Origin of the sequence: Halalkalicoccus sp. CG83, assembly GCF_037081715.1 — an archaeon.
GTDB lineage: Archaea > Halobacteriota > Halobacteria > Halobacteriales > Halalkalicoccaceae > Halalkalicoccus > Halalkalicoccus ordinarius.
The window spans coordinates 2,068,735-2,086,367 of record NZ_JAZDDH010000001.1; the positions used below are offsets into that span (position 1 = coordinate 2,068,735).

18 protein-coding genes and 1 pseudogene are annotated in these 17,633 nt (G+C 68.0%); 9 read left to right on the forward strand and 10 right to left on the reverse strand.

What is annotated here, in order from left to right; genetic code table 11:
• Positions 1–13: 13 nt before the first annotated feature.
• Entirely contained in the window at positions 14–943 is a 930-nt protein-coding gene (locus V0Z78_RS10765) for an alpha/beta hydrolase (protein ID WP_336344632.1), read from the reverse strand.
• Between the two features lie 97 nt (positions 944–1,040).
• On the opposite strand from V0Z78_RS10765, the gene V0Z78_RS10770 reads away from it, so the two are divergent.
• The 4 genes from V0Z78_RS10770 (at position 1,041) to V0Z78_RS10785 (ending at position 4,256) form a co-directional block, all read left to right on the forward strand.
• The gene (locus V0Z78_RS10770) at positions 1,041–1,937 is read left to right on the forward strand and encodes a DUF7139 domain-containing protein (RefSeq protein WP_336344633.1); all 897 of its coding nucleotides are present in this window, start codon (positions 1,041–1,043) and stop codon (positions 1,935–1,937) included.
• 51 nt (positions 1,938–1,988) lie between these two features.
• A complete protein-coding gene (locus V0Z78_RS10775; protein ID WP_336344634.1) occupies positions 1,989–3,047 on the forward strand; it encodes a cell division protein FtsA in 1,059 nt (352 codons plus the stop codon).
• Positions 3,048–3,221: 174 nt separating this feature from the next.
• The gene (locus tag V0Z78_RS10780; RefSeq protein ID WP_336344635.1) at positions 3,222–3,611 is read left to right on the forward strand and encodes a hypothetical protein; all 390 of its coding nucleotides are present in this window, start codon (positions 3,222–3,224) and stop codon (positions 3,609–3,611) included.
• Positions 3,612–3,632: 21 nt separating this feature from the next.
• Positions 3,633–4,256: an METTL5 family protein gene (locus tag V0Z78_RS10785; RefSeq protein WP_336344636.1), complete on the forward strand. Its 624-nt coding sequence runs from the start codon at positions 3,633–3,635 to the stop codon at positions 4,254–4,256.
• On the opposite strand, the gene V0Z78_RS10790 is transcribed toward V0Z78_RS10785, so the two are convergent.
• Entirely contained in the window at positions 4,229–5,887 is a 1,659-nt protein-coding gene (locus V0Z78_RS10790) for a rhomboid family intramembrane serine protease (RefSeq protein ID WP_336344637.1), read from the reverse strand. The genes V0Z78_RS10785 and V0Z78_RS10790 overlap by 28 nt on opposite strands.
• 254 nt (positions 5,888–6,141) lie before the next feature.
• On the opposite strand from V0Z78_RS10790, the gene V0Z78_RS10795 reads away from it, so the two are divergent.
• A complete protein-coding gene (locus V0Z78_RS10795) occupies positions 6,142–6,435 on the forward strand; it encodes a DNA-directed RNA polymerase subunit L (protein ID WP_336344638.1) in 294 nt (97 codons plus the stop codon).
• A gap of 58 nt (positions 6,436–6,493) precedes the next feature.
• Here the strand turns inward: V0Z78_RS10795 and hisF are convergent, their stop codons facing one another.
• A complete protein-coding gene (gene hisF, locus V0Z78_RS10800) occupies positions 6,494–7,306 on the reverse strand; it encodes an imidazole glycerol phosphate synthase subunit HisF (protein WP_409338737.1) in 813 nt (270 codons plus the stop codon).
• Positions 7,307–8,107: 801 nt separating this feature from the next.
• Between hisF and V0Z78_RS10805 the strand changes: the two genes are divergently transcribed.
• Positions 8,108–8,377: a DUF7550 family protein gene (locus V0Z78_RS10805; RefSeq protein ID WP_336344640.1), complete on the forward strand. Its 270-nt coding sequence runs from the start codon at positions 8,108–8,110 to the stop codon at positions 8,375–8,377.
• 51 nt (positions 8,378–8,428) lie between these two features.
• Here V0Z78_RS10805 and V0Z78_RS10810 read toward each other — a convergent pair whose 3' ends face one another.
• Positions 8,429–9,142, reverse strand: a complete 714-nt coding sequence (locus V0Z78_RS10810) for a ThuA domain-containing protein (protein WP_336344641.1) — start codon at positions 9,140–9,142, stop codon at positions 8,429–8,431.
• A gap of 71 nt (positions 9,143–9,213) precedes the next feature.
• Between V0Z78_RS10810 and V0Z78_RS10815 the strand changes: the two genes are divergently transcribed.
• On the forward strand, positions 9,214–9,930 hold the full coding sequence (locus tag V0Z78_RS10815; protein WP_336344642.1) for a sugar phosphate isomerase/epimerase family protein: 717 nt from the start codon (positions 9,214–9,216) through the stop codon (positions 9,928–9,930).
• A gap of 62 nt (positions 9,931–9,992) precedes the next feature.
• On the opposite strand, the gene V0Z78_RS10820 is transcribed toward V0Z78_RS10815, so the two are convergent.
• The 6 genes and pseudogenes from V0Z78_RS10820 to V0Z78_RS10845 all read right to left on the reverse strand — a co-directional run bounded on the left by V0Z78_RS10820 (position 9,993) and on the right by V0Z78_RS10845 (position 15,668).
• Complete coding sequence (locus V0Z78_RS10820) at positions 9,993–10,652, reverse strand: uracil-DNA glycosylase family protein (RefSeq protein ID WP_336344643.1); 660 nt, start codon at positions 10,650–10,652, stop codon at positions 9,993–9,995.
• Between the two features lie 90 nt (positions 10,653–10,742).
• Positions 10,743–11,249, reverse strand: coding sequence for a halocyanin domain-containing protein (locus V0Z78_RS10825; protein WP_336344644.1), 507 nt, complete (start codon positions 11,247–11,249; stop codon positions 10,743–10,745).
• Between the two features lie 171 nt (positions 11,250–11,420).
• Positions 11,421–11,664: pseudogene (locus V0Z78_RS10830) on the reverse strand (cupin domain-containing protein).
• A gap of 179 nt (positions 11,665–11,843) precedes the next feature.
• Positions 11,844–12,071, reverse strand: coding sequence for a hypothetical protein (locus tag V0Z78_RS10835; protein ID WP_336344645.1), 228 nt, complete (start codon positions 12,069–12,071; stop codon positions 11,844–11,846).
• A 273-nt stretch (positions 12,072–12,344) separates the two neighbouring features.
• Positions 12,345–14,993: a heavy metal translocating P-type ATPase gene (locus tag V0Z78_RS10840; RefSeq protein ID WP_336344646.1), complete on the reverse strand. Its 2,649-nt coding sequence runs from the start codon at positions 14,991–14,993 to the stop codon at positions 12,345–12,347.
• A gap of 84 nt (positions 14,994–15,077) precedes the next feature.
• The gene (locus V0Z78_RS10845) at positions 15,078–15,668 is read right to left on the reverse strand and encodes an AsnC family transcriptional regulator (protein ID WP_336344647.1); all 591 of its coding nucleotides are present in this window, start codon (positions 15,666–15,668) and stop codon (positions 15,078–15,080) included.
• A 128-nt stretch (positions 15,669–15,796) separates the two neighbouring features.
• On the opposite strand from V0Z78_RS10845, the gene V0Z78_RS10850 reads away from it, so the two are divergent.
• The gene (locus V0Z78_RS10850) at positions 15,797–16,000 is read left to right on the forward strand and encodes a heavy-metal-associated domain-containing protein (RefSeq protein ID WP_336344648.1); all 204 of its coding nucleotides are present in this window, start codon (positions 15,797–15,799) and stop codon (positions 15,998–16,000) included.
• 116 nt (positions 16,001–16,116) lie between these two features.
• The gene (locus V0Z78_RS10855) at positions 16,117–17,544 is read left to right on the forward strand and encodes an SHOCT domain-containing protein (protein WP_336344649.1); all 1,428 of its coding nucleotides are present in this window, start codon (positions 16,117–16,119) and stop codon (positions 17,542–17,544) included.
• Positions 17,545–17,633: the final 89 nt, after the last annotated feature.

The following is a 17,633-nucleotide window of genomic DNA, read 5'->3' on the forward strand; positions in this document are numbered from 1 at the left end:
GGCGGCGGCCGGCTCACTGGAGCGTGGTTCGGAGCTCCTCGCCGACCGTCTCGAGGCCGTCCCGGGCGGCGTCCAACTGATCGAGCAGGCTCACGAACCCATGGATCATCCCCTCGTACTCGTGGTGTTCGACCGGGACGCCCGCCGACTCGAGCCGATCGGCGTACTCGCGTCCCTCGTCGCGAAGCGGGTCGAAGCCCGCCGTCAGGACGGTCGCCGACGGCAGTTCCGAGAGATCGCGTGCGAGCAGCGGCGCGAAGTAGACGTTCCGGTGATCGACCGGGTTCGGGACGTAGCGCTCGAGGAACCACTCGACGCTCGCGCCCTCGAGCAGGTAGCCCTCGGCGTTTTCCTCGTGGCTCGGGAAGTCGTGGACCGCGGGCGAGGCGACGGCGGGATAGAGTAGCGACTGGTGGGCGATCTCCGGGCCATCGTGGTCGCGACTCATCAGGGTCACGGCGGCCGCGAGGTTGCCCCCGGCGCTGTCGCCGGCGAGCGCGATCCGATCGGGATCGCAGTTGATCCGATCCGCGTGTCTGGCGGCCCACTCCGTCGCGGCGTAGGCGTCCTCGACGGCCGCCGGAAACGGGTGTTCGGGCGCGAGGCGATAGTCCACCGAGAGCACGGCACAGTCGGCGGCGTTCGAGAGCGCCCGGCAGACCCCGTCGTAGCTCTCCAGCCCGCCGAGCACCCAACCGCCGCCGTGGAGGAAGACGACCAGCGGGTGGCCGTCTCCGGCCGGGCCGTAGAGCCGGACTGGGATCGGCTCTGCCGGCCCGCCGATGGCGAACTCCTTGACGCGGTCGACGTCCTCGCCTCCGCCGGCGAACAGTTCCTCCAAGCGAGCGCGTGCGCTCTCGACCGAGAGTCCGTACGTGGGTGGCATCCCCATCGCGTCGATGGTCTCGAGCAGCGCCTCGGCCTGCGGGTCGAGTTCGGGCATACGCCTCGTTCGGACGGTCCCGACTTAACGCCCGTGCCGACATTGTTTCAACGTCGTCCGCCAGAAGATATTGATACTACTGCGTCGTATTCGGCGCATGACTCCGGACGCCCACGCAGCCACCCTCCTGGAGTGGTACGAACGCTACATCGGCGAACCCGACGCTGAGACCGACGTCTACCTCGGATTCGGTCTGTTCTTCGTCGGGATCGCGCTCGCGGTCGTCGGCCTGGCGCTGTTCCTCTGGAGCGCGGGTCTCGAGGCGGGTTCGGCGTTCTACTGGAACCTGCGGCAGGTCGCGATCGTGCTGGCCTCGCTCGGTCTCCCAGCAGGGATGGTCGGGATCGTCGTCCTCCTGCCCGTCGACCGGCGGGCGCTCTACGCGGCCGGCGGTGGTCTGGCGGTCTGTGGGCTCGCGATGGTGTTCTTCGTCGCGGTCTACCCCGCCAACTGGAACGTCCAGTCGGCCGCCGACCACAGCGCTCTGGGGATCGCGCTCTACGCGATCGGTCTGGTGGTCGTGCTCGCCTCGACCGCCGCCGCGCTCGTCGCCTACCAGCTCGAACGGTCCCGACCCGCTCCGAGCGAATCGGGAGACGACCCGCGCGAGGAGATCACCGACGAACGGGTCGCACGCGACATCGAGCACGCGATGGAGGACGTGACGCTCACGTGGGGCGGCGTCCGCCGAAAGGAGACGCGGAAGCTCGCCGTCGACGTCGGTACCGAGGAGATCGATCGCTCGTCGTTCGACCGCGTCGAGGCTACGAGCACGCGAGCGGCCGGGACGGACGTCGAGAGCGCGGTCGCGAGCATTCGGGGACTTCGGGGCGGAAACGAGAAACAGGCGACCGGCACCGGCACCGACGATCAGGCCGCGGCGCTCGTCGAACTCCGGGAGCGTAAGCACGCGGAGGCGATCGCGACTCGCGATCCTCCCCTGAAACGGCTTCGGTCGCGGGTCTCGGAACTGCTCGACCGACAGGGCAGATAATTTCATTCCTTTACCAGATAGATTTATTACCTATTAGCCTATCGTACACGTATGGCTAAAGGACTCGACGTCGGAACGATGAACATCCTCTCGGGCCGACAGGACGGCTCGGACACCGTCTTCGTACAGCAGCGAAACAGCTTCGTGGAGATCGAATACAGCGACATGGCCGAACAGATGCTCTCGCGGAGCGACGTCCTCCACATCCGCAAGGGCGACACGGTGTACGTCGTGGGCGACGACGCGCTCACGTTCGCGAACGTGTTCAACAGGGAGACGCGCCGCCCGATGCAGCACGGCATCCTCTCGAGCAAGGAGCAGTCGGCCATCCCGATGATCAAGCTCATCACCGAGCAGGTCGTCGGCGAGCCCAGCCATCAGGGCGAGCGGCTGTTCTTCTCGAGTCCGGCGGATCCGATCGACTCGGAGCTCTCGACGCTGTATCACGAGAAGACGGTCGAGTCGTTCCTCACGGACATGGGCTACGACGTCGAGCCGATCAACGAGGGAATGGCCGTGATCTACTCGGAGCTCGCCGAGCGGAACTTCACGGGCCTTGGCATCAGCTTCGGCGCGGGCATGACGAACGTCTGTCTCGCCTACTACGCGGTGCCGGTGATGACGTTCTCGGTGGCTCGCGGCGGCGACTGGATCGACGAGCAGGCCGCCCAGGCCACCGGAACGCCTGTCGACAAGGTCACCTCGATCAAGGAGGACGACTTCAAGCTCGACTTCCGCACCGACATCGGCGGCGTCGAGGGCGCGCTCGCGATCTACTACGAGAACCTCCTCGACTACGTCATCGAACAGATCTCCCGCGAGGTCAACGAGGAGGACGTCGAGGAGGGCCTCGACGTTCCCGTCGTCGTCACCGGCGGCACCTCGAGCCCGCGCGGGTTCGAGGCGCTGTTCGAGGAGCACCTCGAGGGTGCGAACATCCCCTTCTCGATCAGCGGCGTCCAGCAGGCCAACGAACCGCTCTACAGCGTCGCCCGCGGCGCGCTCGTCGCCGCCCGCTCGGACGAACACGAGGCCGACGCCGACCGGCGGGCCGCGGCCCCCGACGGCGGCGAACGGGCCGACGGCGACTCGAAACCGGCCGAGAACTGACCGTCCGCGCGGCGACCGGCGCGTGACCGTCCCCCCGTAACGTTCTCTCGAGGCACGCTTCGAACGAATCGTGACTCGTCTCTTCGACGAAGCCACCTCCGCTTCCGGACCGCCTGTATAACCACTACGCATCCGCAAAGGTTTTTGTATATCCGCCGTGTATCGACTCCCAAGATGAGTACGTCACAGCGACCCGCCGTCGAAGGCTGCCGGCCGGAGGAGGCCACCCCCGTCAGGCTCGAGGCCGAGGCGCTCCATTCGACCGCACCGGACTACCTGCGCGAACTGAAGGAGGAACTGACCGACGAGCGTCTCGTTCCCGCCAGACTGGTCGTCGAGGTCTGCTTCGACGAGGACTGTTCGCTCTCGACCCAGGAGGAGGCCCAACGCGTTCGCGATCACATCCGCGCGGCGGCGTTCCTCGGGGCCGGCACCCTCACCGTGTCGCTCGACGACGTCGCGAACGAGCACAAGGTCCGTCCCGCGCTCGCGGCCTGCGCCGAACGGGCCCGGCGCGACGGCGTCGTGCTCGAGGTCGACGGACCGCTCTCGATCGAACCCTAGCCGATCGACTCGGATCCGCGAATGGGATCGAAGCGGGCGCTGGAACGGGAGCTCTCGCGGGTCCGCGGGTTCGAACACCCGCGCGTCGAACTCGAACAGTATCCCACCCCGGCGGGGATCGCCGCCCAGCTCGTCCACCTCGCGGACCTCCAGGGCGACCTCGAGGGCTGTGTCGTCGACCTCGGTACCGGAACCGGCGTGCTCGCGCTCGGCGCCGCGCTACGCGCCCCCGAACGCGTGATCGGCCTCGATCGCGATCCGGCCGCGCTCGCGCGGGCACGGGAGAACGAACGCCGGATCGATCCTCCCCGGGGGGTGGAGTGGCTCCTCGGCGACGGCGGCCGACCGCCGCTGTGTCCCCTAGGTACGACCGTGCTCACGAACCCGCCGTTCGGCGCCCAACGGGGCCAACGACACGCTGATCGACGATTTCTGGAGGGTGCTCGCGGGTTCGCCGACGTGATCTACTCGATCCACAACGAGGGGAGTCGCGAGTTCGTCGAGTCGTTCGCCGCGGACAACGGCGGCGAGGTCACCCACGCCTACGAACTCGCTTTCGATCTCGAGCGGCAGTTCGAGTTCCACGAGGAGGAGCGCCGGACGATCCGCGCGGAGTGTTACCGATCGGCCTGGCGCGACGTGTAGCGCTCCTCCTCCGCGATCGGTATCGCGGTGTCGCCGTAGACGGCGTAGAGGACGTCCCCGTCATCGCGTTCGTCGCCGTTCTCGTTCCCGTCCTCGGCCGCCTCCTCGCGGACGAACTCGATCCCCTCGACGGTCACGCTCTCGCCGAGATCGGGCATGTGAGCGCGGTCCTCCCCGTCGACGGCGATTCGGAACCCGTCGTTTCCGGCGAGGACGGCGACCTCGTGGCCGTCGATCGATCCCGGGGCGACGACGGGTTCGGAGGCGTAGGCGAGGGTGCGCTCGCCGTCGTGTTCGAGCCAGATCCGGTAGACGCGGTCGTCGTCGACGACCCAGCCCTCGCGTTCGGCCTCGATCCTCTCGCTCCAGGTCAGGCCGCCGATCCTGACGCTCCCCTCGCCGTGGGTTCGGAGTTCGGCCCTCGTCACCTCCTGACTCCAGACGGTTCGCTCCTCGCTGACGACGATCACCCCGCTCGCGGTGACGTCCGTCGCCTCGCCGAACGCCTCGACGTCGACGACCGAGAACGTCCGGTTGGTGATCTCCTCGTCGTAGAAGACGGTGTAGTCGCCCACGGTGACGGCCTCGTCGGGCGAGGCGCCGTCGACCGCGGTGAGGTTGAGCGGGACCGCGACGAGACACATGCTCACGAGCGGGAGCATCAACAGCAGGACGGCCGTTCGACGGTAGCTCAGGGTCCCGACGAACTGGCGATCGCTCGCGGCCAGTGCCGCCGTGACGAGCGTGGCGAGCGCGATGACGAGGGCGATACCGAGCGCCCGGTAGAGAACGAACGTCTCGGCCCCCCTCACCCACCAAACCACCCACAGCGAGAGACTCAGACCCACGAGCAGGGATCCGAGCCATAGCCGAAGGGGGTCCGGGCGGGTCCCCCGGCGATGCAGCAGCGCGGCCCCGACGAGCACGCCGAGCAGGAAGCCGAGCGCGTGGCCCTGGACGGCGATGCCGTACCACCACGGCGGGGAGACGCTCGCGGTCGTCTCGACGACGGCGATCGGTTCGTCGAGCGCGGCGGCGACGGTGCGGAGCGCGCTCCTCGCCGCGAGCGCGACCACCACGAGCAGCGGGTAGCGGACGAGCACGAAGCCCGCGAACGCGAAGACGACCCCCGAGAAGCCGATCACCGGCCCCCAGGTGAATAAGCTGGTGAACACGCCGAGGCCCAATACGGACGACGGAAAGAGCACGAACGCGCGGAGTCGGGGGTCGGCGTGCCACGCCCCGTCCTTCGTGCCGGGGTAGTGACCCCAGACGTACTCGGCGAGCGGGGCGAGGATCGCCGCGGAGGTGAGGTTGCCGAGGAGGTGGCCCGGACCCACGTGGGCGAAACTGGCGAACAGCCAGCCTGCCAGGTAGAAGTACGACCACGCGGAGAAGGGGATCGCCAGCGGCTCCGTCCAGCGGACCGCCCCCTCCTGAACGACGAGGTAGACGAACAGTACGAAGCCCAGCGAGAGGATCGATCCCCACGGGACGCCGAGGTAGAACCGCGAACGAAGCCTCTCGAGCCACCTCGTCTCGGGGTCGAGTCGCCGGAGCACGAGGACCGACCCCAGAAGCGCGAGCAGGAGGAGCGTCCGCCAGAGGAGGGTGTACCGCGAGTCGAGCATGTGGTCAGTCGGGGGCCGATCGAATTGAGGGTTGTGTCCCCTCACCTTCGATTTCGAAGTCACGAACGTTATGGATATCGTCGTATAAGGAGTAAATAACAGTCAACGGTTTGACTGCTGCCGCCGTAGGTGGTGAACGCTGGCACGTACCGCCAGCACGGGGATCGTGCCTCTGACACCCGGTTGCCCGCCGGGAACCGCCCCGTTTTCGCGCGTTCGAAAGCTTCAAACACGCCACGAGCGAAGCCCTCGCCATGGAACTACGCGTCATCACTCGCGAGGATCAGGAGCTCTCGATCGAGATCGGGGGCGAGGATCACACGTTCATGAACGTACTGAAGGGAGCGTTGCTGGAGACCGACGGCGTGGTCGCCGCGACCTACGACGTCAATCCCGAGCAGTCGGGCGGCCAGACCGACCCCGTCCTGACGGTCACCACCGAGCAGGGGGTCGACCCGCTCGACGCGATCGGGGAGGCCGCGGCGTCCATCCGCGAAACGACCGACTCCTTCCGCGACGCGTTCGCCGACGCCTCCGCCGCGGCCTGAATCACCTCCGACTCCTCCGGACCGATCCCGCGAACCCGAGACGACGATCGACGCGTCCTCAGAAGCGGATCGGAAGCCCGCGTTCCGCGAGATACTCCTTGCTCTCCTCGATCGAGTACTCGCCGAAGTGGAAGATGGAGGCCGCGAGCGCGGCGTCGGCGCCGGCCTCCTCGAACGCCTCGTGCATGTCTTCGGGTCCGCCACAGCCCGAGGAGGCGATCACTGGCGTCGAAACCGTCTCGCAGACCGCACGCGTGACGGGGATGTCGTAGCCCTCCTTGGTGCCGTCGGTGTCGATCGAGTTGACGAACAGCTCGCCCGCGCCGCGCGATTCGGCCTCCGCGGCCCACTCGATCACGTCGACCCCGGTGCCCTCGCGCCCGCCCTTGACCGTACACTCGAACCAGCAGGACTCGCCGTCGATCTCGGCGTAGTGCTCGCCCCGTTCGTCGAACCGCCGCTTCGAGTCGACGCTGATGACGATACACTGGCTGCCGAACGCGCGCGCTCCCTCGGTGATGAACTCCGGTCGTTCGAGCGCGGCGGTGTTGATCGAGACCTTGTCCGCGCCCGCCCGCAGGGTCTCCTTGATGTCGCCGGTGGTGCGGATGCCGCCTCCCACCGTCAGTGGGATGAACACCTCGTCGGCGACCGCAGAGACCGTATCGAGCATCGTCTCTCTTCCTTCGGCGCTCGCGGTGATGTCGAGGAAGACGAACTCGTCGGCGCCGGCCTCGTTGTACCGCTTCGCCATCTCGACGGGATCGCCGGTGTACTCCAGGTCCTCGAAGTTGACTCCGGTGTAGACCGCCGCCTCGCCGTTCTCGTTCACGTCGACGTCGATACACGGGATGATCCGCTTGGTCAACACCATCTGGCTGATGGTTCACCCCACCGCGCAATCAGCCTTCGGATCCGGCCCGTACGGGCCGCTCCACGCGGCGTCGCCGACCCTCTCCGGTCGACCGCTGGCCCTCCCGACCGCTGAGTTCGTCAAGGGGTGATCAGTCGTCCGTTCCTCCCCCTCGTTCGATCTCCTCATCGGTCGCCGGTCGAGTGATCACGACCTCCCGGCCGGGGCCGTCCTCGTTCCGGTAGACCCACGTCGAGACCGACCCGATCGGAACGCCGTTCCGGTAGGCCGACTCGAGGAGCAGACGGGGCTTCCGTCGAGAGGGAATCTCGTATGGGCGAGTGATACGCTACGGGTGGTAGTCGCCGACTCTCTGGACTCGCTTGGTACACCGGATCAGGAGAACGACCCGGAGATCGGGCCGTTGGCTTCGCTGGAATCCACTCGTCTCCGGGATTTCGATACGTCATGAGGAGCGGGTAATATCATCTAGCTATTATAAGTGCCTGGGCGGGGATCCATGAAACGGGAACACGAAGCCGAACTAATGGCGTGTACCGTTGTCGGCTTCGTCCACGTTCCGCCTCCGGCAAGGGGGACGGAGGGGCGCTCGAACGCGAGTCCCGTTCCTGTACGACGTACCGGGGAGATTGGATGAGCTCTCCCCCGTTCTTTCGACGGCCCTGATAGACGACGGCCTCCTTCCACCACGCGCGCTCGACGCTGGCGGCGGTCATGGCCGGGGGTACGGGGAACGCGTATTTCAACGGGTGGAATCCGATGGGTGCGTTTAAGTCCCGCGCGCGAACAGTACGGGACATGAGCGAACGCGAGAACCGCCCAGACGAGGAGCGAGGAGGGGCCGACGCCCCCGGCGAGGACGGCGGCACGATGGTCGACGACGAACCGGGTACCCAGCAGGACGTCGTCGGCGCGCCGGACAAGGAACGACCGAACGTGAAGGTGCCCGCGGCCGAGCGTACGACCGCCCCCCAGAGCCCCTACACGATGCGACAGGCCGGCATCGGCTTCGCGGTGCTCCTCGTCGGTCTGCTGGTCATCTTCGGCGTGCCGCTGTTGTTCGCGTAGTCGGCGAGTCCGACGGCGATCCGCCGCGCTCCCGTTCCGAGACCGCGACGATCAGATCGATTCGAGGGGCTCTCGTTCGCCGAACTCGGGGTCGGGACCGCCGGCCGGCGCGGCCCACTCGACGGCGTTCTCGAGCACCCGCTGGATCTCGGACTGGTGGTAGACGGGGTAGGTCTCGTGGCCCGGTCGGAAGTAGAACACCTTCCCCGCGCCGCGCCGATAGCAACAGCCCGATCGGAACACCTCGCCACCCTCGAACCACGAGGTGAAGACGAGCGTGTCGGGCGCGGGGACGTCGAAGCGCTCGCCGTACATCTCCGCCTCCGAGAGCTCGATACACTCGTCGATCCCCTCGGTGATCGGGTGACCGGGCTCGACGACCCAGAGGCGTTCTCGCTCCTCGGCCTCGCGCCACTTCAACGAACAGGAGGTGCCCATCAGCCGCTTGAACGGCTTCGAGTAGTGGCCCGAGTGGAGTACGAGCAGCCCCATCCCCTCCAGAACGCGCTCCTGGACCCGGTCGACGATCGCCTCCTCGACCTCGTCGTGGGCGATGTGGCCCCACCAGGTCAGCACGTCCGTCTCCTCGAGCACCTCCTCAGTGAGCCCGTGTTCCGGCTCGTCGAGAGTCGCCGTTCGTGTGTCGAAACCCCGCTCCTCGAGAAAGCCCGCGATCGTCTCGTGGATGCCGTCGGGGTACTGTTCCCGGGCGGCCTCGTCCTCGCGCTCGTGGCGAAACTCGTTCCAGACGGTGACCCTGGTCATGGTCGGACCTCGCGCCGGAGGGGAAAGGAACTACCGATGGGGGTTAAGGGATCACCGGTTGAAACCCCGGCGTGAACGTTGCGATCAACCTCTACACCGTCCGAGATCTCGACGAACCGCTCCTCGACGTCCTGGACCGCGTCGCCCGCGCGGGCTACGACGGCGTCGAGTTCGCCGGCGTCGAGGCCGACCCCGAGGACGTTCGCGAACGGCTCGACGGCCTCGGGTTGGCCGTTGCGGGCGCACACGTCCCGATCGAGGAACTCGAGGAGGGGTTCGAGGCGACGGCCGACCGCTACCGAGCGCTCGACTGTGAGCGCGTCGTCGTTCCCTATCTCGACGAGGGGGCGTTCGCCTCGCTCTCCTCGAGCGAGCAGACCGCCCGACGTCTCGACGCGCTCGGGGGGCGGGTGGCGGAGCAGGGGTTCGACCTCAACTACCACAACCACGACCACGAGTTCGTCGACGTCGGGGAGACGACCGGCTTCGAGGCGTTCGTCGAGCATTCCGCGGTCGGCCTCGAACTCGATCTAGGCTGGATCGAGGCCGCGGGCGCGAACCCCGCCAGGCTGCTCGAACGCTACGCCGATCGCGTCTCGCTGCTCCACTGCAAGGACACCCGCTCCGGAGCCCCGGTCGAACTCGGCGAGGGCGACCTCGATCTCGGGACGTGTCTCGACGCCGCCCGCGAGGCGGACGTCGAGTGGCTGGTCTACGAACACGACGCGCCCGACGATCCGGTCGAGTCGCTCGAACGCGGCGTGGAGACGCTCCGCGGACGGCTCTGAACGGATTTCGCTGGTAGAACCGGCGCTCCGCCGTCGCCGTGTCCTCGGCGAGTATCCTCGCCCTACCGGACGTAGTAGAGCTCGTCGGTGCCGAGAAACCGGCTCAGGTCGGCCGTCTCGCGGTAGTCGCGACCGCGGATCGACAGGAGGCGCTCGACCAGCGCGTCGGCGTCGTCCTCGTCCCACCCGAGGGGGTCGCGAACGGGGACGATGAGGAAGCCGCTGCCGCGGATCTCGGTCGCGTGAAGCGTCGTCATCTCGATCTCGAGCTTCGACGCGCGGGCGGTGTAGGTCTCGATCACGTGTCTCGTCGCGCGCTCGCCGACGGGAACGAGCACGTGTGCGGCGATCGCCCGGAGCTCCGCGTCGAAGAAGGGCTCCAGGTCGGCGTAACGCTCGGGGTCGGGATCGCGGCTCTTCGGCGGACAACACATGTGGAGGTAGCTCAGGAAACAGTTCTCCAGTGTCGGCTCGTCGGCGTTCGGGTCGTCGAGGAAGTCCGCTCCATGGAGCGTCCGCCGGATCGCCGTCCCCGCCTCGGTGCCGGCGAAGGGGACGCCGGTCTCGCGACCGCCGTGGACGCCCGGGTGGTCGCCGACGACGTGGAAGTCGGCGTTGGCGTCGCCGTAGCCGAAGACGGCAGGGACGTCCGCGGAGCAGGGCGCTTCACAGGGCGGGCGCATCCCGAAGGGGTTGCTCGTTCGATCGGTTACGTTCTCCACGGCCCGTCTACTCGGCTGGGGATCAAAACCGTCGCGGTTCGCCGGAGGCCCGCGTCAGCGTGCGTAGGGCGCGCCGATGCGGCGATGCGTTCACTCCTCGACGACGATCGCGCCGCGCATGCCCTGGGTGTCGTGAGGCGTACAGACGTAGCGGTAGGTCCCGGGCTCCTCGAGGGTGTGTTCGTAGGTGTGGCCCTCCTCGGTGTGGATCTCGTCGTCGCCGAACGTCTCGTCCTCCTCGACGACGTTGTGGCCGCCGCCGCTGCCGGTCCACTCCCAGACGACGGTCGTCCCGAGCTCGACCATCACCGCGGCCGGCTCGAAGGCATAGCCCCGGTCGCCGGCGCCGACCGCCACCCCGACCTCGCTCTCGCCGCGGCCGTCCGCGGTGCCCTCGTAGTTCCCCGTGGTGTCGAACCAGCCCTCGTAGTCGGGCTCCTCCTCCTCGGGGACGCGCTCGTACTCGTCGCCGGAACCGGCGTCGTCACCCTCCTCGCCGTCGCCGCCCAGACAGCCCGCGAGGGCGCCAGTGGCGAGGAGCGTACCGGTCGTTCTGAGGACGGTCCGACGGTCGTACGCCGCTGGTTTCCGGTTCATGATCAGTTGGGCCTCGATCCGCTCGAGTGTTGCTCGGTGGCGAACGGGCAAAAGCGAACGGAAACCGGTCGTCCCGAGCCGCCCGGGAACCGACCACGCTCGCTCGGGAGGCGATCACGGCGAGACGAGACGGACCGGCCGCACCGACGGTCGGTTACGCCGACCGAGCGGTCACTCCGCGTCGACGAGGACGAACGTGCTCTCGCTCCCGCCGTTTCGGATTCGTCGGGTCGCCTCGAGGGCTACCCGGAGCGCGTCGCCGCTCTCCATCGCCACCTTCTCGCCCTCGATGAGCAGGTAGCTCTCCTCCTGGCCGTCGGCGTGGTCGTGTTCCTTCCCCGTCCAGCCGGCCTCGCAGTCGAGAATCGTCACGCCGAGGCGTTTCGCAATCGAGCGCGTCGCGCAGGAAGTGCATCCCCTCTCTCATCGGTTCGACGTCGGTGTACGCGACCTCAGGGTCACGTCCGCCCGTCGCGTCGTCACCGTCACGTAGCCGACGCCGGCGATCGCGATCCCGATTCGAACCTGGTTCGGAGATAGACCCGATCGGTCTCGAAGCGGAATCGGGAGTCGGCCCTCGAGACCGGTGGGCGTTCAGAGGTACTGGCGGTACCCGCAGTCGGTACACTGGAGCGTATCGCCGGTCCTGACGATCCAGCCCCGGTCGCAGTGATCACACTCCCACTCGTACTCGGCGTCCGGCCCGACGACGAGCTGGCGCTCGAGCCGTTCGAGCTCCTCGAGTCGACGCTGCTGTGCTGCGATCCGCCGCTCGAGCTCGTGAAGCCGATCGTCGGTTCGCCATCGAGTGATCCGTGTCATCGTTAGCCGTTCTCACGGTTTAGTACGTCACTGACTGGCATGAGCTCACGCCTGGCGGTGGCAGGGCGTCGAAGAGAGAAAGCGAACGGCGTTCGTACGCCGTCCGTCCGTCCGCGGATGCTGGGAGTCGATCGTGGTGTCCGTCCGACGCAGGTGTACTATGGCCTCTGACTGCGTCCGATCCCAGCGTCCGTAGCGACACGAGGCGCTCTGGTAAGTTTTGTGATTGCTGTAGACCGACCGTCACGTCGGCGAACGGGGCGAAAACGTCGCTCAGCGCAGAAATCCGAGCAGTCTGTACTCCTCGTGGGGATCGTACCCCCGGAAGGCGAGGCTGTTGGTCATGACCGAGACGCTCGAGCCGGCCATCGCCAGTCCGGCGAGGGCGGGATCGAGCAGGCCGAGCGAGGCGACCGGGATCAGCGTCGCGTTGTAGACGAACGCCCAGAACAGGTTCTGGTGGACCTTCGAGATCGTGGCCTCGGAGATGCGGATCGCCTTGAGCACGTCCGCCGGGTCGTCGCGCATCAGCATGACGTCCGCCGACTCGATCGCGACGTCCGTGCCCGAACCGATCGCGACGCCGACGTGGGCGGCCGTGAGCGCGGGCGCGTCGTTGACGCCGTCGCCGACCATCATCGCCCGGCGGCCTCCCCGCTGGACGTCGTCTATCGCGTCCGCCTTGTCCTCGGGCAGCACTTCCGCACGGACGTTCCCCTCGGGGATGCCGACCTCCGCTGCGACCGCGCGGGCGGTTCGCTCGTTGTCGCCGGTGAGCATCACCACATCGAGACCGCGCTCGCGAAGCGCGGCCACCGTTCGCTTCGCGCTCTCGCGAACCGTGTCGGCCGCGGCGATCACGCCCAGGAGGTCGCCGTCGGTCGTGTCGTCGGGCGCGCGTGCGACGAGCATCGCGGTCTTGCCCTCGCGTTCGAGCCGTTCCATCGTCGCCTCGGCGGGCGCGGGGTCGATCCCCGCCTCGCGCAGGAGCGTTCGGTTTCCGACGAGGACCTCGCTTCCCTCGACGGTCGCGCGGATCCCGTGACCGGGGACGTTCTCGAACGCCTCGGGCTCGACGGTGTCGATCCCGCGCTCGGCCGCGCCCTCGACGACCGCACGCGCCAGGGGGTGTTCTGAGCCCGACTCGGCGCTCGCCGCCGCGGCGAGGACGGTCGTCTCGTCGACGGCCCGGGACCGAACCGCGGCCCCGCCGTCCGCGGCGACGTCGCCGCCGTCCGAGCGGATCTCGTCGGTCGCCACGACGTCGGTGAGCGCCATCTCGCCGTGGGTCAGCGTCCCCGTCTTGTCGAAGACCACCGCTTCGACGCCGCGCGAGCGTTCGAGGACGTCCCCGCCCTTGAACAGGACGCCGTTGGTCGCGGAGATGGTCGAACCGACCATCGTCGCGGCGGGCGTCGCGAGTCCCAGCGCGCAGGGACACGCGATCAGGATTGCGCTCGCGAGCACGATCATCGAGAACTCGAGGACCGGCACGCCGCCCGCGACGGGACCGCCGCCGACCGGCGCCCACAGCGGCAGCCACTCGACGAACCCGAACAGCGCGTCGGGGAACGCGTACCACGCGATCGCCCAGAGGACGGCGTTCGCCATCACCGCGGGGACGAAGTAGGCGCTGACCCGGTCGACCAGCCGCTGGACGTCGGGCTGGCGCGACTGGGCCTCCCTGACGCGCTCGACGATCCCCTGGATCGCGGTGTCCTCGCCGACGCGGGTGGCCTCGACCAGGAGCACGCCGTTCTCGTTGATGGTCGAGCCGATCACCTCGTCGCCCGCACCCTTCTCGACGGGGACGCTCTCGCCGGTGACCATCGACTCGTCGACCGCACTTTCGCCCTCGCGCACGATCCCGTCGGTCGGGATCCGCTCGCCGGGTCGGACCTTCATCACGTCGCCGACCTCGACCTCCTTCAGCGGGACGACGTGCTCCTCGCGCTGGCGAGACTCGGTCTCGCTGCCCTCCGAGCCGGGCTCGGAGACGTCTCGGACGACGGTCGCCTCCTCGGCCTCCATCTCGAGCAGTTTGCGGAGCGCGTCGCTCGCGCGGGTCTTCGACCGCGCCTCGAGCCAGTTGCCCAGCGTGATGAACCAGAGGACGAACGCGACCGCCTCGAAGTAGAGCCCGCCCGTGACGACGTCGAGGAGCACGGCACTGCTGTAGAGGTATCCAACCGAGGTCCCCATCGCGACCAGCGTGTCCATGTTCGCCCGGCCGGCGTTGACGGCGGCACGATAGGCCCCTCGGAGGAACTCCCGCCCGAGCGTCGCCATCAGCAGCGTCGCGAGGCCGAACTCGAGCCAGCCCAGCGGGAGGCCGAGGACCGTCTCGGGAACCGAGAACGGCCCGAGCATGCCGATCATCACGACGACGAACGGCGCGGTCAGCACGCCTCCGAGCACGGTGAGACGCCACTGCTTGTGCATCTCGCGCTCGGCCGCGGACTCGCGGGCCTCCCCCTGCCAGTCGTCGTCGCCGTCGTCTCCCTGGCGGACGGGCTCGTAGCCGGCGTCCTCGATCGCGTCGTAGACCGCCTCGAAGTCGGCGTCCGCGGGGTTGTACGCGACGCGGGCCTCGTCGGACGCGTAGTTGACGGTCACCTCGATCACGCCGGGGACCGACTCGATCGCGCGCTCGTTGGTCTCGGCGCACGTCGAGCACGACATCCCCGCGATCTCGACCGTGGCGCTCTCGCGTGTGGGCTCGTAGCCGGCGTCCTCGATCGCGTCGTAGATCTCGGCGAGCGACGTCGTATCGGAGTCGTACTCGACGCTCCCCTCGTCGGTCGCGAAGTTCGCGTCCACCTCGTGGACGCCGGGGAGCGACCCGACGGCCTCCTCGATGGTGCCCGAACAGGTCGCACACGACATCCCCGATATCTCCAGATGGGCCCTTCGAACGCTCATTGTGTTTCCGTAGGAGCGGTACGTTGATCCCCTTTATCGTTCGAATTCGAAGGCGAAAACCGACGTTCACTTCAGTTTCGAAGGTCAGTCGGCGCCGTCAGCGATCTCCTCGTAGCGATCGACGTAGAGGGTCTCGCACGAGGAACAGCAGAACGGTTTCAGTTCGCCGTCGATCCGGCGGGTGACGCCGCCGGGGCCGACGTCGTTGCCACACTCGATGCAGGTGAGCGCGAACGCCGCCTCGCCGCCGATGCCGACGGCCCAGTCCGCGTCGACGAGCAGTCGCACGTCGACGTCGCGCACGGCGTCGGCGTCGATCTCGGCGAAGAGCCACGAGCGGACGTCCTCGGTGGGCGCATGCGCGTGGACGACGACGCGTGCGTCGGCGGTGACGTAGACGTGTTCGACGCCCTCGATCCCGAGCAGCGCGTCACGGAGGTCGTCGCCGACCCCCGGATCGACCGTCAGCGTCACGAGCACGGGCGTGCCCTCCCGGAGTTGGGACCGATCGAGATCGACGGTGAACCGTCGGATGATCCCGTGTTCCTGGAGTTTCCGCACGCGCTCGGAGACGGCGGGCGGCGAGAGGTCGACTCGGTCGGCGACCTCGCTGTACGGACGGCGGGCGTCCTCGGTCAGCAACTGCAGGATCCGGAGGTCGATCTCGTCGAGCATGGTTCCGGTTGGGGTTGTACTGGAAAAGCCGTTTCGCCGGACTCGGCTTCGGTTCGAAGGTTAGACTCGGATCTAGCCGTTGAATCCGAAGAACAACGGTGAAAGGCACGGAGGGTGTAGTGAGGAACGTGACCCGAAACCTGCACGTGGGCGACATGAGCTGTGGAGGCTGTGAGACGGCCGTCGTCGACGCGCTTCGTGACGTGGACGGCGTCGAACGCGCGGAGGCCGACCACGAGACCGGACGCGTCACGATCGAGGGCGGAGCCGACGACGCCGACGTCCGAGCGGCGGTCGAGGAAGCCGGCTACACGTTCGAGGAGTCGGCCTGAGCAGCCGATCCCGGAGGACGATCGGGCGTGGATCGGCTGCTCAGTGAGTGTGCTCCGTTTGACGTCACGACTTCAGAAGCGAAGGGCTATCTCCGTCGAGGAGGACCGTTCTACCCATGGGGGGAACGAACGACCGTGCCGAGTGGGAGTGGAACTTCGTACCGAGACTACTCGCACAGTCGCTCCTGTACCCGATACGCGCCGGCGATCCACTGCGTCTGTTGAAGTCGTTCCTCCTCGGTGGGGTGCTGATCGTTCCGTTCGTCGTCTTCCTGTACGGCGTCTCGAGGGGGGAGTTGAGCGAGGTGTGGCGAGCGGCCGCGGAACAGGGCTCCGCCCTCACAGCGTTCCTCGTGGTGATCCTCGCGTTCGTGCTCGCGTCGGCGGTCGGCCCGCTCGGATACCTCCTGCGCGTCGTCCAACGGACGGCCGTCGAGGACGCGGCGCTCCCGACGATAGCGAACTGGCGGAGCGTCGCCGTGGACGGAGCGAACGTGCTGGCGATCTACTTCTTCTATCTCTTCTTCCCGCTGGACGTCATGCGACGGTTCCTCGGCGTGTTCGGGGAGGCCCTGCCGATCATAGAGCGGACCGTCCCCGAGTTCGTGCTGGTGTTTCTGGTGTTCCTCTATCTCTATCCCGCGGCCGCGGGGAGCTTCGCCGAGAGGGGACGGCTCCGGTCGGCGCTTCCACAGCGTCTCCAGTCCCTGCTCTGGTCGCGGACCTACGCGGTAGGTGCGGTGACCGCCGGCCTGCTGGGAGGGCTCATCTACGTCATCAGCGCGGGGATCGAGCTGGCCGATACGAGCCTGATCAGCCTGGTGATCGTGGGTGCAGGCACGTTCTATCTCTTCGTCGCACAACACTACGTGATCGGACGGACCTGGAGCGTCGTCGGCTCGGAGGAGCCGTCTGTCGACTCGATCGACGCGACCGCCGGTGACCCGATGCCGAGGAGCGGGATCGCCACCGGCGACCTGCGGGATCACGGGGTCCTCTCGGCGGAGGACGCCGCCACGATCCGGGGACGGTTCGAGGCGGCAGCCCGATCTCCCGACCCCGACGCGGCGGAACAGCTCGAAGCGCTGCGGACGCTCCACGGCCGGGGGATGTTCACCCGGGAGGAGTACGAGGAGAAACGCCGGGAGATCGCCGCTTCGGCGGGGCGGACCGACCTCGGGGACGACCTCGGAAGCGAGCGCTCGACGACCTCGAAGGACCGAACGACGGACGTCGAGGGGACCGAAACCGGTCGAGGAGCCGGACCGGTGGGCGGATCGGGGACGGCCGAGGAGGACGCCTCGGACCGCCTCGAGCGGTTCGCGATGCTCCGACAGCTCTACGGACAGGACGTCCTCACGGAGCGGGAGTACGGGGAGAAACGGCGGGAACTCGGGCCCGATCACGGGTCCGAAGGGGTCCCCGGCGGTTCCGGATCCGACCTCGCCGAGCGTTTCGAGACGCTGCGGGGGCTCTACGACCGGGGTCTGCTCACCGAGGAGGAGTACGCCGAGAAGCGACACGACCTCCTCGAGGAGCTGTGAACCGACGAAAAACGGGTCCGAGGTGCGATCGCGAGCGGCTCGTCCGTGGGCCCGGTCGGGACCGGGTGGCGGACGAACGCGAGGACGGC

Excerpts from the sequence above, each read along its gene's own strand:
- V0Z78_RS10785 (WP_336344636.1), top strand. The coding sequence starts at position 3,633 with ATGGGATCGAAGCGGGCGCTGGAACGGGAGCTCTCGCGGGTCCGCGGG.
- V0Z78_RS10840 (WP_336344646.1), bottom strand. The coding sequence starts at position 14,993 with ATGAGCGTTCGAAGGGCCCATCTGGAGATATCGGGGATGTCGTGTGCG.
- V0Z78_RS10810 (WP_336344641.1), bottom strand. The coding sequence starts at position 9,142 with ATGACCAGGGTCACCGTCTGGAACGAGTTTCGCCACGAGCGCGAGGAC.
- V0Z78_RS10770 (WP_336344633.1), top strand. The coding sequence starts at position 1,041 with ATGACTCCGGACGCCCACGCAGCCACCCTCCTGGAGTGGTACGAACGC.
- V0Z78_RS10835 (WP_336344645.1), bottom strand. The coding sequence starts at position 12,071 with ATGACACGGATCACTCGATGGCGAACCGACGATCGGCTTCACGAGCTC.
- V0Z78_RS10805 (WP_336344640.1), top strand. The coding sequence starts at position 8,108 with ATGAGCGAACGCGAGAACCGCCCAGACGAGGAGCGAGGAGGGGCCGAC.
- V0Z78_RS10775 (WP_336344634.1), top strand. The coding sequence starts at position 1,989 with ATGGCTAAAGGACTCGACGTCGGAACGATGAACATCCTCTCGGGCCGA.
- V0Z78_RS10780 (WP_336344635.1), top strand. The coding sequence starts at position 3,222 with ATGAGTACGTCACAGCGACCCGCCGTCGAAGGCTGCCGGCCGGAGGAG.
- V0Z78_RS10825 (WP_336344644.1), bottom strand. The coding sequence starts at position 11,249 with ATGAACCGGAAACCAGCGGCGTACGACCGTCGGACCGTCCTCAGAACG.
- V0Z78_RS10855 (WP_336344649.1), top strand. The coding sequence starts at position 16,117 with ATGGGGGGAACGAACGACCGTGCCGAGTGGGAGTGGAACTTCGTACCG.
- V0Z78_RS10845 (WP_336344647.1), bottom strand. The coding sequence starts at position 15,668 with ATGCTCGACGAGATCGACCTCCGGATCCTGCAGTTGCTGACCGAGGAC.
- V0Z78_RS10765 (WP_336344632.1), bottom strand. The coding sequence starts at position 943 with ATGCCCGAACTCGACCCGCAGGCCGAGGCGCTGCTCGAGACCATCGAC.
- V0Z78_RS10795 (WP_336344638.1), top strand. The coding sequence starts at position 6,142 with ATGGAACTACGCGTCATCACTCGCGAGGATCAGGAGCTCTCGATCGAG.
- V0Z78_RS10790 (WP_336344637.1), bottom strand. The coding sequence starts at position 5,887 with ATGCTCGACTCGCGGTACACCCTCCTCTGGCGGACGCTCCTCCTGCTC.